The sequence below is a fragment of the Neolewinella lacunae genome, assembly GCF_014349155.1.
Lineage (GTDB): Bacteria > Bacteroidota > Bacteroidia > Chitinophagales > Saprospiraceae > Neolewinella > Neolewinella lacunae.
In genome coordinates this window covers 1-15,403 of the sequence record NZ_JACSIT010000135.1, presented here as the reverse complement: position 1 = coordinate 15,403, position 15,403 = coordinate 1, and the positions used below count along the sequence as shown (strand labels likewise).

At 60.0% G+C, this 15,403-nt stretch carries 10 protein-coding genes; 4 read left to right on the top strand and 6 right to left on the bottom strand.

Features of this window, described 5'->3' with window-relative positions; genetic code table 11:
* Nucleotides 1-17: 17 nt before the first annotated feature.
* The 4 genes from H9S92_RS14170 to H9S92_RS14155 form a co-directional block, all read right to left on the bottom strand.
* Nucleotides 18-1,361, bottom strand: a complete 1,344-nt coding sequence (locus H9S92_RS14170) for a cytochrome P450 (RefSeq protein WP_187467355.1) — start codon at nt 1,359-1,361, stop codon at nt 18-20.
* Nucleotides 1,362-1,425: 64 nt separating this feature from the next.
* Entirely contained in the window at nt 1,426-2,244 is an 819-nt protein-coding gene (locus tag H9S92_RS14165) for a hypothetical protein (protein WP_187467354.1), read from the bottom strand.
* Between the two features lie 339 nt (nt 2,245-2,583).
* A complete protein-coding gene (locus H9S92_RS14160) occupies nt 2,584-3,120 on the bottom strand; it encodes a YdeI/OmpD-associated family protein (RefSeq protein WP_187467353.1) in 537 nt (178 codons plus the stop codon).
* A 430-nt stretch (nt 3,121-3,550) separates the two neighbouring features.
* Nucleotides 3,551-6,664, bottom strand: a complete 3,114-nt coding sequence (locus H9S92_RS14155; protein WP_187467352.1) for a S41 family peptidase — start codon at nt 6,662-6,664, stop codon at nt 3,551-3,553.
* A gap of 101 nt (nt 6,665-6,765) precedes the next feature.
* Here H9S92_RS14155 and H9S92_RS14150 point away from each other — a divergent pair, with 101 nt between their 5' ends.
* The 3 genes from H9S92_RS14150 (at nt 6,766) to H9S92_RS14140 (ending at nt 10,490) form a co-directional block, all read left to right on the top strand.
* Entirely contained in the window at nt 6,766-7,902 is a 1,137-nt protein-coding gene (locus H9S92_RS14150; protein WP_187467351.1) for a trans-sulfuration enzyme family protein, read from the top strand.
* A gap of 45 nt (nt 7,903-7,947) precedes the next feature.
* Entirely contained in the window at nt 7,948-8,580 is a 633-nt protein-coding gene (gene queE, locus H9S92_RS14145) for a 7-carboxy-7-deazaguanine synthase (RefSeq protein ID WP_187467350.1), read from the top strand.
* Between the two features lie 146 nt (nt 8,581-8,726).
* Complete coding sequence (locus H9S92_RS14140) at nt 8,727-10,490, top strand: sodium:solute symporter family protein (protein ID WP_187467349.1); 1,764 nt, start codon at nt 8,727-8,729, stop codon at nt 10,488-10,490.
* Between the two features lie 6 nt (nt 10,491-10,496).
* Here the strand turns inward: H9S92_RS14140 and treF are convergent, their stop codons facing one another.
* The gene (treF, locus tag H9S92_RS14135) at nt 10,497-12,128 is read right to left on the bottom strand and encodes an alpha,alpha-trehalase TreF (protein WP_246463876.1); all 1,632 of its coding nucleotides are present in this window, start codon (nt 12,126-12,128) and stop codon (nt 10,497-10,499) included.
* Nucleotides 12,129-12,237: 109 nt separating this feature from the next.
* On the opposite strand from treF, the gene H9S92_RS14130 reads away from it, so the two are divergent.
* Nucleotides 12,238-13,449: an amidohydrolase family protein gene (locus H9S92_RS14130; RefSeq protein WP_187467348.1), complete on the top strand. Its 1,212-nt coding sequence runs from the start codon at nt 12,238-12,240 to the stop codon at nt 13,447-13,449.
* A gap of 71 nt (nt 13,450-13,520) precedes the next feature.
* Here H9S92_RS14130 and H9S92_RS14125 read toward each other — a convergent pair whose 3' ends face one another.
* Nucleotides 13,521-14,630 carry a DUF4407 domain-containing protein gene (locus H9S92_RS14125; protein WP_187467347.1) on the bottom strand — a complete coding sequence of 370 codons (1,110 nt, stop codon included), beginning with the start codon at nt 14,628-14,630 and terminating at the stop codon, nt 13,521-13,523.
* Nucleotides 14,631-15,403 lie beyond the last annotated feature (773 nt).

Here is a 15,403-nt window from a genome sequence, read left to right as displayed (position 1 = left end):
AAATGCTTGAAATCGTCTCAGCACACCCGCACGCCCACCTCCCGGTCCATGTGCAAGGTAATGTAGGGCTTCACCCCCACCTCAGCAGCGGGCGTGGTCAGCTCCAACGTGTAGTCGCCAAGCACCTGTGCCAGGAACAGCTGCATTTCCAACATGGCAAAGTGGTTGCCGATGCACAGGCGGGGTCCGGCACCGAAGGGCAGGAATGCGTAGGGGTGGCGGTCTTTTTTGGCGGCGGCCGACATCCGTTCGGGCCAAAAGCGTTCCGGCTCCGGCCAGTAGCGGGGGTTGTGGTGCAGGCCGTAAATGAAGATGCCCACTACCGTATGGGTGTCGATGGCGTAACCGTTGGCTACGTCGGGGCCCAGGGCCACCCGGTCGGTAATCCAGGCGGGCGGGTAAAGCCGCATGCTTTCCTCAATGACCTGGGTCAGGTAGGGCAGGTTTTTCACCCCGTCCAGGTCCAGCGGGCCAAGCGTTTTGGCCGCCGCAATTTCTGCTTTGACCTTCGCCAGTTCTTCCGGGTGCTGCAACAGCAGCCAGATCGTCCAGGCCAGGGCGTTGGCGCTGGTCTCGTGCCCGGCGGCGAAGAGGATCATGATCTCGTCGATCAATTGCTCGTCGGCCATCGGTGTGCCGTCGTCTTCGTAGCGGCTGTCCAGCAGCATTTGCAGGAGATCATCCTGGGCTCCCCCCGCCCGCCGCTCGTCGATCCGCTCCTGCAAGCGCTGCCGGATGGAGGTGGCCATGGCGAGGTATTTGCCCTCCCGGCCGATCCAGCGCAGGGGCTTGCGGAGAAAGGGCATCCGGACCGGATAAATGATGAAGGCCTGGATGGCGTCCATCGTCCGGTTCAACTCCATGGTCTCTTGCTCGGAAAAGCCATCGGTAAAGATCGCCCGGGCGATGATGCGAAAAACGGCCGAGCGCGTAAAGCCGTGCAAAGAGAGGGTGCTGCCCGCCGCCCGGGCCGCATCCAATTGAGCGCACTGCCGTTCGATGACCGCACGCATCTCCGTTACCAGGCTATCCAGGCGCTTGCGGTGGAAGCCGGGCTGAATGAGCCGCCGCTGGGTCAGCCACGGTTGGCCCGTGTTGGTCAGCAGGCCCTTGCCGAGGTACTTGGCCATCTGGGTGGCCTGGATCTCGCTCTTATCGTAGTTCCGGTGGTTGCGCTGCAAAACGTGCTGGATCACCTCGGGGTCGGCCGTCAGGTGGGTCCGCCGGCTTCCCCCCACGGAAAGGAGCAAGTTATCGCCGTAAATCTGGTGGTATTCCTGAAACACTTCAATGGGCCGCCGGGCCGTGCGCAACACGTTGGGCAACACTTTAAAGAGGGGAATACTGGGTACGGCGGGCATGGCACTGGATTCTGGCGTCGGGCAAGGTACGCCGTTCACCCGAGGATTTCGCCCTACCCCACCCCTAATCCACGCTCAGGTTGGTCAACTTCAGCCCCCGGCTTTTTTCCAGCGCCCGTGCCTGCTCGTTAATGGTTTCGATGGAGACGCCGGAGATGAATTCGCTGTCGTATTCCCCGTCCTGAAAAATGGCTACGTAGGCGGTTTTGTCCCCTTCCCGGTAACGGTCGAAGTCGATAAGCTCCACTTTACTGCGCCGCCGCTCGTCCCGTTCCTGCCGGAAAGTCTCCAGATCGTCGGCGAAGTACAAAAAGTTAAAGCGGTCAATCGGTGAAAAATGGTACAGCACCACGAAAGATGGTTCGCCATTGGGGATGTTCAAGACGTGAACGCGCTTGATCTTAAAGCGGTCTTTGGCCATGATGGTGGTCCTTTTCTCAATGCTTTCACGGCTTTCGAGCAACCAGACTTTGTGAATCGTGGGGTGAGCTTCTTTCACCCAAACCCCGTAAAAATCGTAGTCGCGTTCGTTGAGCACCACGGCCGCGATGTCCACCATCGTGTAGCCCGCCTTTACCATGTCCCGCTTCATTTTGATGAATTCGGTCCAACTGCTGGCCTTGCCCACCGAGTCAATCAGTGGACTCTCAGAGTAGAGGCCCACGTACTTACGGTCATCGCCGCCTTGTTTGTAGGTCTCCAGGTCCCGCAGGCGAAATCCTGCCTGGTTTTGGCGCTTGTGCTCGGCCAGGAAAGCCTCCCAGCCGCCCACCGTCACCTGCCGCACTTCGGCGTCGGAGGGCTGGTAGATTCCCGTAAATTGCTGGGCAAATACGCCCCAGGAGGTGGATGCAGCCAGTAGAAAAAAGAGTAGTCGGTACATAAATCGCGTGTTGCTGGTCATTCGTGTCGGTAGAAAGTGGCGGGCGGAAATTCCCGGGGCCGAAGTTAGCTTTCCAACGAGCACTTTAATGAACACCACCCGCTGATTATTGTGCGGAGCCTGGTCAGCGGGGCGCGGCCGCAGGTGCCAGGCGAGGACTAAAGAGCAGGGAAGGACGCCCCGTGTAGTAGTTCATAGTTCATAGTTCATAGTTTTCGCCAGACACCTATGTGAACAGTCTGCGGCAGCTTATCCCCTGCGGCGGCAAATCCTGTGCGGTAGCCAGTCGCATGCGGTAGCCATTCACGCATTCAATCATTCACGCATTCACTCACTCCCCTACCACCGCTCATTCTCCGCCTTCATGTACGCATTCAGCTCCCGGTAATCCAACTTACCGCCAACGGACTTAAGGTATTCAAAAATCTGCACGGCCTTTTTCACGCGGGTCTCCGGGCGTTTGGGTTTACCGATGACGTAGAGCAATCCCCGCTGTTTGCCCGGGGTAAGGGTATGGAAGACGGTGTAGGCCTCTTCGTCCATCGCCCACAACTCCGCCACCTCTTCGGGCAGGGGCATACCGTACTCGCTGTCGTCGGGGCTGATCTGGAGTACTACCGCCTGGCCTTCTTCCAGATCGAATTTCCTGCGCACCTCCTTACTGACGGTGATGAAAAAGTCGCCCTTGCCATCCGGCATTAACCCCGCGCTCAGGTTGCCCCGGCCATTGACTTTCACCAGTACCCGGGTAGCGTTGTGCTCGCGCTCCAGCAGGGTCGCTACGCTGCTGCGCGGGACGGGGAAGACGGTATAATACAGGCTTCCGTAGTTGAGGTCCTCGTCGGCGAGTTGAAGTTTGGTTTTCAGTTCGATCATGCTGGCTGGTTTTTGGCCCATGGGATTGTCGGGATGGATCCGGACCTCCGGTCCGGCTTTTTTAGCCCAGGGAGTTGCATGGAGTTTCGCTCAAGGTATTGTCGCGGCTTCAGCCCGACTACCAAGGCCGAGGGCCCTTTTTTTAGCCCATGGAGTTGCTTGGAGTTATACATGGAGTTGCTTGGAGTTTCGCTCAAGGTATTCTCGCGGCTTCAGCCCGACTACCAAGGCCGAAGGCCCTTTTTTTAGCCCATGGAGTTGCTTGGAGTTTCGCTCAAGGTATTGTCGCGGCTTCAGCCCGACTACCATGACCGAAGGCCCATTTTTAGCCCATGGAGTTGCTTGGAGTTATACATGGAGTTTCGCTCAAGGTATTCTCGCGGCTTTAGCCCGACCAACTACGGACCTCCGGTCCGGCATACCCATGGAGTTACTTCAACTGCCGCAACACTTCCCGGATGGCGGCATCAAGCTGGGGGTCACGGCCCGCCTGCCGGTCTGCGGCGGTGTTGTCGATGCGGATGTCGGGTTCCACACCGGTTTTTTCGAGGTTCCTGCCGTCGAGGGCATAGCACCCCCAGCTGGGCAGACGGTAGAAGGAGCCGTCGACGAGCCCTTTGCCGGAAGTGAAAATGATCCAGCGGTAAGTGGGGGTGCCCATGACCGTCCCCAGCCCCAGTTGCTTGAAGCCTTCGGTGGTCATTTCGGCGTCGGAGAGGCTTTGCTCGTTGATGAGCAGGACGATGGGCTTGGCGCTGGGGGCAAAGTTGGGCTGCGCAGCGGCGGCCCCGCCCCGGTACTTCCAACGGAGGTAAGGTTTTTGCTGGAGGAATTGCAATACCGCATCGTGGACGTTGCCGCCCGTGTTGTAGCGGAGGTCCAGAATCAGCGCATCCCGCCGGTGACCTTCGGAGACCATTTCGTTGAGGAAGTTGTCGAGCTCGCCGCCGCCCATGTTTTTCATGTGGATGTAGGCCACCCGTTGTTCCGTTTGCTCGTCCACGCGCCGCTGGCAGTCGTCCACCCAGGCGTCGTAGCGGTGATTGCGCTCTTCGGCGGTAGTCGTGGGGTGGAGACGAACAATGCTTTCCACCGTTCCCCGCACCTGCGTCAGCGCCACTTCTTTATCTACACTCGGCCGACTCAGGTAAGCCTCGCGGTTGCGCGTAGGGTCAATCCGCTCCCCGTCGATGGCCACCAGCCGATCGCCCGGCCGCAGGTCGATGCCCGCACGGTCCGCGGGTCCATCGGCAATAATGCCCGTGATGAGGTAAGGGTCAGTGGCCGAAAATTCCAGCCCCAGGGCCAGGCTCTGCGCCCGATCCGTAGTCCGCTCCTCGCTGCCGGAGCTGTTGAAGCCAAAGTGCGACGTGTTCAACTCCCCCAGCAGGTCGTTGGTCAGCCGCCGCAGATCGGCGCGGTTGGTCAGGTGCGGCAGGTAGGCCGCGTAACGGTCGCGCAGAGCCGGCCAATCGACGCCGTGGAAGTCTTCTGAGTAGAAATTTTCCTCCAAATTGGCCCAGGTCTCGTAGTACATCTGCCGGAATTCCGCCGCGAGGTTGCGCCGGAAAGTATGCTTGAGCTCGGTCGGGTTTAACTTGTTCTGGCTCAGGTCAATCTGCTGCAATTTGCCGCCCCCCAGAACGTAGTGCTTGCCCTTGGCCGTCACCAGATCCGTAGCGTTGCCCACCCCACTGCCTTTGATCAGTTCGGTCTTTGGTGCTTCGAAGTCCTCATAGACCGTCTTGTACAGCAGGGTTTTGCCCTCCGCGTGGTCGGAGCCGTACAACACCACCGTCTTGGCACCGTCTTTTACCACAAAGGGGCCCGATTGGGTGCCAAAACGCGGCCCCACCGTCTCCATGCGCTCCATCAGGTTGGCGAAGTCGATTTCCACCACCACACTGTCCTTCTTGCCTTTCCCTTTTTCCTCATCCGCAAACAGGCTGCTGAACTTCTCGCCCGCGTAAGGCGCGTCGAAGGCCTTCAGGGGCAGGCGGTAGAGGTTGACCTCTCCCCCACCCCGGGGGTAATTCGGCTGGTGGCGCGCGGAGGTGAAGTAGATGTATTTGCCGTCGGGAGACCACACCGGGTCGGCCTCCGTCACGCCGGTATTCGTCAGGTTGATCAGGCGATTACCCGCTTTGGTATCGACCAAAAAGAGGTCCTGCTCAAAATCCAGGTAGCCCGTAAAGAGGATGTAGCGATCGTCGGGCGACCACCGCGGCAGGCTGTTCTGGAAGGCCCAGATTTCCTGTTTGGCGACGGTCTGGACGCTGAAGTCGTTGAGGTCCATTACCCGTACTTCGTCGCGTCCGCTCAGGTACACGACGCGGCTGCTGTCTTTGCTGATTTCGAGCCCGCGGTTGTTGCGCGTATCGTTGGTGCGCCGGACGGGCGCGGCGCTGCCGTCGGCCAAAACGGTGTAGAGGTTCTGGTAGCCCCCCAGGGTTTGGGTGAAGAGGAGGGTCCGGTCATCTTTGAGCCAGCGGACCTCCGCCACCCGTTCTTCGCCCGTGGGAACTTGCTGGATGAATTTGCCTTCGGCATCGGAAACGAAGAGGGAGCCACGGGACACGAAAGCAATCTTCTTACCATCGCGGGCCACGTCAAAAGCCTCCAGTTTACCGTCCGTGTTGAAGTCTTTTGTTTTGACCAGCCCCGGGAAGGCGTTCAGCTCGATGGAGACGCGCCGGGATTTCCCCGTGGCTACATCGTAGATCTCCAGTTGGTAGTCGCGCACGAACACGATCTGCTGCCCGTCGGCGCTGATCGAAGGCGTAAAGACCGAAGTGGGGAATTTGGTCAGGGGCTTGGGTACCTTCCCCTCCAGCAGGTAGAGGTTGTAAGTATCGTTATCGCGGTCGGAGACGAAGTAGACCTTCCCCGCCCGGTCGATCATGGGCCAGAGGTCTTTGCCTTCCCACGCGGTGTGCTTGGTTACTTTGGTGCGCTGGGCGTCGAACGACTTTATATCCGGGTTAAACGGCCCGCGGTAACCCCGGCGGTGGGCAAAAATGCTGCTCTCCCAGCTTTCGTTGAAGTAAAATTCTCCGGTCTTCGGGTGCGGCGCTACGTTGTGGATGGTATTGAAGTAGTGCTCGAACTGCCGCACGGGGGTGCCGCCGGTGCGGGATACGCCGAAGGTAGTGCCCCGGTTGTAGCGATTGCTGGCGAAGTAAATGGTTTGGCTGTCCCAGCTCCAGTTGGCCACCTGGTCGTTGGCATCGTGGAAGGTGAGCTGCCGGATCGGGCCGCCTTCCAGCGAAGTTACGTACACGTCGTCGTTGCCGTACTGGGCGGCGCTGAAGGCGAGCCATTTGCCATCGGGCGAAATCCGGGGGTGGCTCTCCGCGCCGTCCAAGGCCGTCAGGCGATCCGCCCGACCACCCGCCGTGGCGACTTTCCAGAGGTCGCCCGAATAGGCAAATACGATGTGCTTGCCGTCGGGCGTCAAGGCCGGATCACTAGGAAAGTACAGGGGCGACTGGGCAAAGGCGGCCGTCGTTGCGACAAGCAGCAGAAAGGCAAGAAAATTGCGCATGGCGAGGTATGGATAAGTGGGGATAAGCAGTCGTAAATGTAGCCAAATCCGCAAATTCCCCGGTGTGGGTGTAGCTTCACGCCATCAATCCCCCGCTCCCGATGCAAAAAGACCTCCACCCCGCTACCCAGGCCATTCACTCCGTCCAGCAATTGCCGGAAGACATCCGCCCGGTGGTCCCGGCGCTGTACCTTTCCACCACTTACCGCCGTAATGAGGACGGGAGCTACAACCACGGCTTCGTTTATTCCCGCGCCGAAAATCCCAACCGCCAGCTGCTGGAGCACAGCCTGGCGCAGCTGGAAGGGGGAGCTGCGGCCTTCGCCTTTGGCTCGGGGATGGCCGCGGTGACGGCCGTTTTCCAAAGTCTGCGGGCGGGCGACCACCTGTTGCTCCCCGACGATGCCTACTACAACGTCCAGCTCCTCCTCCGCGAGGTCTTTGCCGACTGGGACCTGAGCTACACGCCGGTAAATATGGTCGATCTGGCCGCCGTTGCCGCTGCCCTGCGCCCCAACACGCGGCTGATTTGGTTGGAAACACCGTCGAATCCTCTGCTGAAGGTTACGGACATCCGGGCCATCGTCGCACTGGCCAAAACCCACGGCTGCCTGGTGGCCGTAGACAATACCTGGCCGACGCCGGTCTTGCAAAAGCCACTCGACCTGGGGGCCGATATCGTGATGCATTCCACGACCAAGTACTTTGGGGGCCACAGCGATGTGCTCGGGGGTTGCGTAATCGTGCGGGAGGAGGGGGAATTGGCTACGCGCTTGCGCCGCATCCAGGTGCTTACGGGCGGAGTGCCTTCGCCGTTTGACGCCTGGCTGGTCGCCCGCGGCATACAGACCCTGCACCTGCGCGTTGGCGCCCAAAGCCACTCCGCTGCCCAACTCGCGGTCTTCCTGGCCAGCCACCCCGGCATCGAAAGGGTTAATTACCCCGGCCTGCCCGGGCACCCGGGCCATGCGGTGGCCAGCCAACAGATGCAGGGCGGTTTTGGCGGCATGCTTTCCGTGCAGATCCGGGGCGACCGCACTGCGGCCATGCGCGTCGCCGCGTGCCTGCGGCTCTTCACCACCGCCACGAGCCTCGGAGGCGTGGAGAGCCTCGTGGAGCACCGCCGCTCCGTCGAAGGCCCCGACTCACAAACGCCCGATAACCTGCTGCGCCTCTCCGTTGGCCTGGAAAATACTGCCGATCTGCTGGCGGATTGGGAGCAGGCCCTGGGAGACTGAGACCGGAATTGCGTACTTTTGCGGCCCCAAAACGCGATCGGCCCCGTGCGCACCTACAAAATCAAGGAATGCTTCTACACCCTCCAGGGCGAAGGTGCCCAGGCCGGGCGGGCCGCCGTATTCCTGCGCTTCACCGGCTGCAACCTCTGGAGCGGGCGTGAAGAAGACCGACACGACGCCGTTTGCCGCTTTTGTGATACCGACTTTATTGGCACCGACGGCCAGAATGGGGGGCGCTACACGCAGGTGCAGTGTGCGGATCTGGTGCAAAGCCTTTGGCCGGGCGGCGGACAACCCTACGTCGTCTGTACCGGCGGCGAGCCTTTGCTGCAACTCGACGAGCCCCTGATCGAAGCCCTCCACGAACGCGGCTTTGAAGTGGCAGTGGAAACCAACGGCACCATTCCATTGCCCGCGGGTATCGACTGGGTCTGCGTTAGCCCCAAAGCCAACGCCGGTCTCGTCGTTACGGCCGGCGACGAACTCAAACTCGTCTATCCCCAGCCCGAAGCCGCAGCCCAGCCCGCAGCATTTACCCACCTGGCCTTCCAGCACTTTTTCCTGCAACCCAAAGACGAAGCCGGCCACAACCATACCCCCGCCACAGTCCGCTACTGCCTGGAGCACCCCCAGTGGCGCATCAGCCTGCAAACCCACAAGATCCTGGGGATTGAGTAATTGAGCGTTTATTCGTGCCGCAGTTTATTCGTCGTTAGTGCAATAGTCTGGTCGATCCTTTAGCACCCCGCTGATAAACTATGAACTACTAAACTAAAATAAGCTCTACCTTCCCGCTCACCACGCTACTCTACCACCCTTCGCTCATGCAACTCAATACACTCGACTGGGGCATCATTGCCGTTTTTTTCATCGTTTCCCTTGCCGTCGGCATCCTCACCAGCCGGCAGTCGGGCCAATCCTCCAAAGAGTTCTTTCTCTCCGGCCGCAATATGCCCTGGTGGCTGTTGGGCATCTCCATGGTGGCCACCACTTTTTCGGCGGATACCCCGAACCTCGTCACTGACATTGTCCGCAAACAAGGTGTTGCGGGCAACTGGGCTTGGTGGGCCTTCCTGCTCACGGGCATGCTCACAGTGTTCGTGTACGCCCGGCTCTGGCGTCGCTCGGGCATCATGACCGACCTCGAGTTCTACGAAATGCGCTACAGCGGCGCTCCGGCCCGTTTTCTGCGGGGCTTCCGGGCCATTTACCTGGGGGTGTTTTTTAATGTCATGATCATGGCTACCGTGTGCCTGGCAGGCATCAAGATCGGCAGCGTCATGCTGGGCATTCCCGGCACAACCACCGTACTCCTCGTCGGGATAATTACCGTGGCCTATTCTGCATTGGGCGGACTGCGCGGCATTGTCATTACCGATTTTATCCAGTTCGGACTGGCCATGGTAGGTGCCGTCTGGGCGGCCGTGGCCTTGGTCAATATGCCCGAAATCGGTGGCCTCGATGTCCTGTTCACCCATCCGAATGTGGTCGACCGGCTGGATTTCCTGCCCGACTTCAATAATCCCGAAATGTACGTGCCCCTGTTTCTCATTCCCATTGCCGTACAGTGGTGGAGCGTTTGGTACCCCGGTTCGGAACCCGGCGGCGGAGGCTACGTGGCCCAACGGATGTTGGCCGCCAAAAACGAGCGCCACGCCGTAGGCGCTACTTTCCTGTACAACGCGTTCCACTACGCGCTGCGCCCCTGGCCCTGGATCCTCATCGCCCTCGCTTCCCTGATCGTCTTCCCCGATCTGGACAGCATCCGGGTGGCCTTCCCCAACGCCGAGAAAGTCAACGATGACCTGGCCTACTCCGCCATGCTCACGTTTCTTTCGCCGGGGCTGAAGGGGCTCGTAGTGGCCTCCTTGATTGCGGCCCTGATGTCCACCCTCTCTACCCACCTCAACTGGGGGGCGTCTTACGTCGTCAATGACTTCTACCAGCGTTTCATGAAGCCCAGTGCAACGGAGGAAAACCTCGTCATGGTCGGCCGCATAACCACCGTGGTCCTGATGGTATTGGCCGCCCTCTTCGCTCTGGTCCTCAACAACGCCTTGGAGGCATTTAATATCCTGCTGCAGGTGGGTGCGGGTACTGGCCTGATCTTCATCCTGCGCTGGTTCTGGTGGCGCATCAACGCCTTTACCGAAATCGCCGGCATGTTCATCTCTTTCGCCGTCGCCTTGTTTATGCACTTCGTCTATCCGTTGCTGGGCTTGCCGGAGTTGTTGCCCTGGCAGGTACTCCTCCTCGGCATTGCCATTACCACCGTGGGCTGGCTGGCCGTCACGTTCATGACCCGACCGACCGACGAGGCCACCCTGCAAAGCTTCTACCTCCGCATCAAGCCCGGCGGCCCGGGCTGGGGGCCCGTGGAGGCGAGCCTTCCCGAAGACACCGTAGCCACCGGCTCTGGCAAACTCGCCTTCGGCATCCTGGCCATGCTGGTGGGTGCCGTAGCCGTTTACGCCGTACTTTTTGCCACTGGCTTTTACCTCTATGGCAACCTGACGGGCACGCTGGTGGCAAGTGGCATTGCGCTCGTGGGGATCGCCTTTATGGTAATGCAACGCGACCGGTTCTGATAGCCTTTACTCCGCCGTCATCCGCAGGTACACGCCGTTGCTCCAACCAAAGCCGTCTTGCACGGGATACTCCCCGCCGCCGGCCAGGAGGCTGATGTCTTCGACGTTGTATTTTTCGACCATCTTCTGCACGTTGGCGTACACCCGCTGGTTGTTTTTCATCCAGCGGTTCTTGATCTCCAAAGCCAGCGCAATACGGCCGTAGTCGAGCATCCCCTTATAGGCCATCCACTGCAGGGGCGGCCAGCCATTGGGCGCATCCCACTGCTGGCCCGTACGTTGGAGGGAGGTCCGCAAGCCACCGGGACCGAGGAAGTCTTTACTCAGGCGGTTGCCGACGGTCTCGACGTATTCCTGCGGCGCCAAACCGACAAAAAACGGGTAGGTACCCGCCAGGGTGAGGTAGCCGGTGTGTTGGCCGGTGGTCCAGTTGTAGTCTTCGTAGTAGCGGCTCAGGGGGTTCCAGAGGAATTTATCGATGGCTGCGGCGCGTTTGCTGGCCAGGCGGGTGTACTTGGTAGCCGTTGTTTCGTCGGGGTGGTGCTCGCTGATCACCTGTTCGAGTTTCCACAGCAAGCTGTTGAGGTCCGGCGGCAGGATATCGGTCGTAACGATGGAGGCAATATTTTCACCGTCGGCAAACCAGCGGGCGGAATAATCCCAGCCGGATTCTGCCCCCGAGCGCAGGTGGCGGGCCACCAGTTGGCTGTCGCGGCCACTTTCCCGGATGGTGAGCACATCTTCGCGGTAACTCTCGGCGCGGGGACGGTCTCCGGCGTCGTAATAACGGTTGAGGATGCTGCCGTCGCCCAGTAAGACGCTGTGGTTACTGGCCCGCTGCTTGGGGGTCAGGTCCGCCGCCCCCTGCATCCAGTACTGGTGCTCGCTGATCAGCTGGGGCATGAATTCGGCGTACACTTCCTCCCCTTCGATTTCGGCCAGGACTTCCACCATGAGGGCAAAAAACGGCGGTTGCGAGCGGGTGAGGTAGTACGTCCGGTTGCCGTTGGGTACGTGCCCGACCTTGTCGATTAGGAAGGCGAAGTTCTCTACCATGTCGCGCACGAGGTCATTGCGGCCCGCCGTTTGCAGGCCGAGCAGGGTGAAGTAGCTGTCCCAGTAGTACACCTCGCGGAAGCGGCCGCCGGGAACGACGTAGTCATTGGGCAGGGGGATGAGGCTGCCGGCGGCACCTTCGTCGGCGCCCGCGCGGCGGGTCAGGTAGGGCCAAAGGGCGTTGATGTGGTCCGCGATGTCCCGCGTGCTGTCGCTCACAAACCCGCTTTCGGGCTGGGCGGGGGGCGCGAAATACTGCTCCACAAAAGCCTTGAGATTAAAGCCCGGCAGGTCTTTGGCCGCGGCGTAGGCGCCCATTATTTCGCTGGGTTCGGCCTTGGGTATCATGTCTACGAAGGTCTTGCCGTCGGCAAACACCCGTTCCATTTGCACGCGGCGGAAGAGTTCGCCGAAGAGCTCATCCGGTGCCTGACGCTGGAGCGTGGCCGTGGGCGCGGCCGCAGGTGCCAGGGAAGTCAATACGGCCAGGTGCGACGGCTCCGGGTCACAGCCCTGGCCCAGGAACAGTACACCCAGCATTAGCCCCCACCCCAGGCGCGGGGAAAATCCATTCTTTTGCATCAGAAAAACTACTTATTCAGTACGGAATTGGGCTAAAGTAAGGACATTTGCCCGGGTCGCTGCCAATTTGCTTGCGAATCCCCTCCTTTTGCTTTTATCCCCGCCCCCCATGGTAACCTTTCATACCGCCGATTACTGCTACCCCATTGCTGCTCCGCCCATCAAGGGAGGCATCGTTGGCATTGACGCCCAGGGCCAGGTTGTGAGCGTACAAGACCCGGCTGACCCAGCGTTCACTGCACCTGCGACCGCGCCCCAAAAACACGCCGGCATACTCATTCCCGGCTTCATCAATACCCACTGTCACCTCGAACTGAGCCACCTGGCGGGCAAAAGCCAGACCGGTAAGACGCTGCTCCCCTTCCTGATCGACGTAGTAACCATGCGCGAAATGCCCCAGGAGGAGATCGATGCAGCCATCGAAAAACAGGACGCCCTGATGTGGGAAAATGGCATCCAGGCGGTGGGCGACATCTGCAATAAGCTCGATACCGCCGCCGTCAAACGCCGCAGCCCCATCCGCTACCACAGCTTCGTGGAGATGTTTGACTTTCTGCAGCCCAGCCGTGCGGCGGCGAGCTACGACGGCTACCTGCCCGTCTACGAAGGACAGGCTGGCGCAGAAAGCGGCAACGCCAAAACAGCCGTACCCCACGCCCCTTACACCGTTTCCGATCCCCTCTATGACCTGATCAATGCCCTCAATGGAGGCCAAGGCACCGTCTCCATCCACAACCAGGAAACCGAGGCAGAAGAGGAACTTTTCCGAACGGGCACCGGCCCTTTCCTTCCCTTTTTCGAAGGCTTTGGCGCCAGCCTGGAGCACTTCGCTGCCACCGGCCAGGGCTCTATTTTTCACGCCCTGCGCCGCATGGACCCCCGCAACCGTACCCTTTTCGTTCACAATACCCTGACGACGGCCGAAGGCATCCGGGCGGCCAGTGCCTGGGGCCAAGACGGCGTATTCTGGGCCACCTGCCCCAACGCCAACCTGTACATCGAAAACCGCTTGCCCCGCTACGCGCTTTTCCTCGCCGAAAACGCCAAAGTTACCGTCGGGACCGACTCTCTGACCTCCAATTGGCAACTCTCCATCCTGGAAGAATTGCGTACGATCAGTAAGTTCCAGAGCTACGTCCCATTCGATACCTTACTCACCTGGGCCACCCTCAATGGGGCTGAAGCTTTGGGCTTTGCCGCCGACCTGGGTAGTCTGGAGCCAGGCAAGACGCCCGGTCTTCTCGTTCTCCAAAACCTGGAGGGCAGCCACCCCACTGATTTCCACATCGGCGCCGCAACCACCGTACGCCGCCTGCACTAACGGATCGTCTGCCCTGAGAAAAACGAAAAGCGGCTGGGGAGAGGTGCTCCCCAGCCACTTTGGTTGGCCCACTAGCCCAGTCCGTAGCCGCGTGCTCCGAGGGATTCGCGGTGCTGGCGCAGGGTGTGGTCGATTTCCGCTTTCTTGGCGGCAATGTCCGCCGTCGTCTGGTGAATACCCACTTCGGTGTGGGTCCGCAGGCGATTTTTCACTTCGTTGGCCCGCACGGTAATGCTTTCCTTGGCGGCCATTTCGTAGACGTGCTCGTGCTCGTTGAGCAGGTGATCGTAGGGGCTGCGCGGAGAAATCAGTTTCGTAAATATCGGGGCCGTTTCAATGGCGATGAACAGGAGCATGATGAAAATGCTGGCCAGGTAGATGGCGTTGCTGCGGCTGCCGAGTCGGTCTAGCGCATCGATGCGGGCGGCCATGCCTCCGTAGGCGCTGCGCTGCAGGCCCGTGATCTCGCTGCTTACCTCACTGCGCAAGGCAGCCGCTTCGGCAAGGAGGGCATCAATGCGGGGCTGCAATTCAGCCTGGGTGGCCACCAGCTCAGCCTGGGCCTGAGCAGCCGTGGCTTGTTTGGCGCGGTAAATGGGGCCCATGTTCCGGATGCCCGATCCACCACTCCCGTCGGCTTCGGCCAGGGCCGCAGCGGCAGCTTCGTCGCGGGCGAGGGTTTTGGCGGCCAGTTCACCCCGCAATTGGGCGATCTCCGCCTCCTGGGCGGCAATGCGATCGTTGAAGCGGGCCTGGATGCGGTCTTCCTGGGCCTTGAAGGTCTCTTGCTCCATCACGATCAGTTCAGCGTTGATCTCCTTCTCAAAAATCTTCAGTTCCAGGGGTTTCGAGATCACGAGTGCCAGTAAGACGGCCATCGCAATTCGGGGTAGTGCGACCATAAAATTGCCGAAGAAACCCCCTTTGCTCTTCATACTGGAGACGATGTAGCGGTCGAGATTGAAAATCATCAGGCCCCACACCACCCCGAAGAGAACGGCCATGACGTAGCTGTCAAATACGGTGTAGAGCGCGTAGCCCGCCGAAATGAAGGCCAGGACACCCGTAAAAAAGATGGTTCCACCGATGCCCAAGTACTTGTTTTCGTCGGAGGGCACTTGGTCGAGGATGGTTCGGTCAACGCCCGAACAGAAGAGAAAGAAGTCTTTTGCATTATTCATCGTAAACGCTTTGGGGTTGGGAATATGGAGAGTTCAGTGCGGTGGACACTACACTTGGGTAAGGCTGCCTGTTGCTTCCGCTTAGCTCGTAAATCTCCGGGCCGGGCCTGAAGATGAAGAAACAAGCCTGGGGCGCGCAAGACTTCCGGTTGGACCCAGTAGTAATGTTTTGCTCCCACAAAAATTGTCCCTTAGGTCCATTGCTTCCCTACTATTTCGATGAGTGCCAGGGAATACCGGATAGAATCCCCAGGTATTGTCGCGGCTTCAGCCTGACCAACTGTGGACCTACGGTCCGGCTCGTTTTGGCCCATGGAGTTGCCTGGAGTGAAGCATGGAGTTACACGGAGTTCAGCGCCCAAGGTATTGTCGCGGCTTCAGCCCGACCCCAGGACCGAAGGTCGCCCAAGGTATTGTCGCGGCTTCAGCCTGACTCTCTCAAGACCGAAGGTCGCCCAAGGTATTGTCGCGGCTTCAGCCCGACTACCAAGACCGAAGGTCCTACCACCAAAAAGAGAAAAGCCCCACCACTCCAACCAGGGAGCAGCGGGGCTTTCCACCAGGTCGCCTCTCACAAGGCAACTACTAATTCAGTCCTACCGTACCACCACCATCTTGCGGGTAGCGGTGAAGTCACCAGCCGTCAGCGTGTACGTAAGTACACCCGCAGCGCCCAGCTCCGCTGCCGTCAGCGTCACCTGGTTGCGGCCAGCCGTAGCCTCCAGCTTGCGCGTCAGCAGCAGGCGGCCAGCGGCATCCTGTACCGTCAGCGT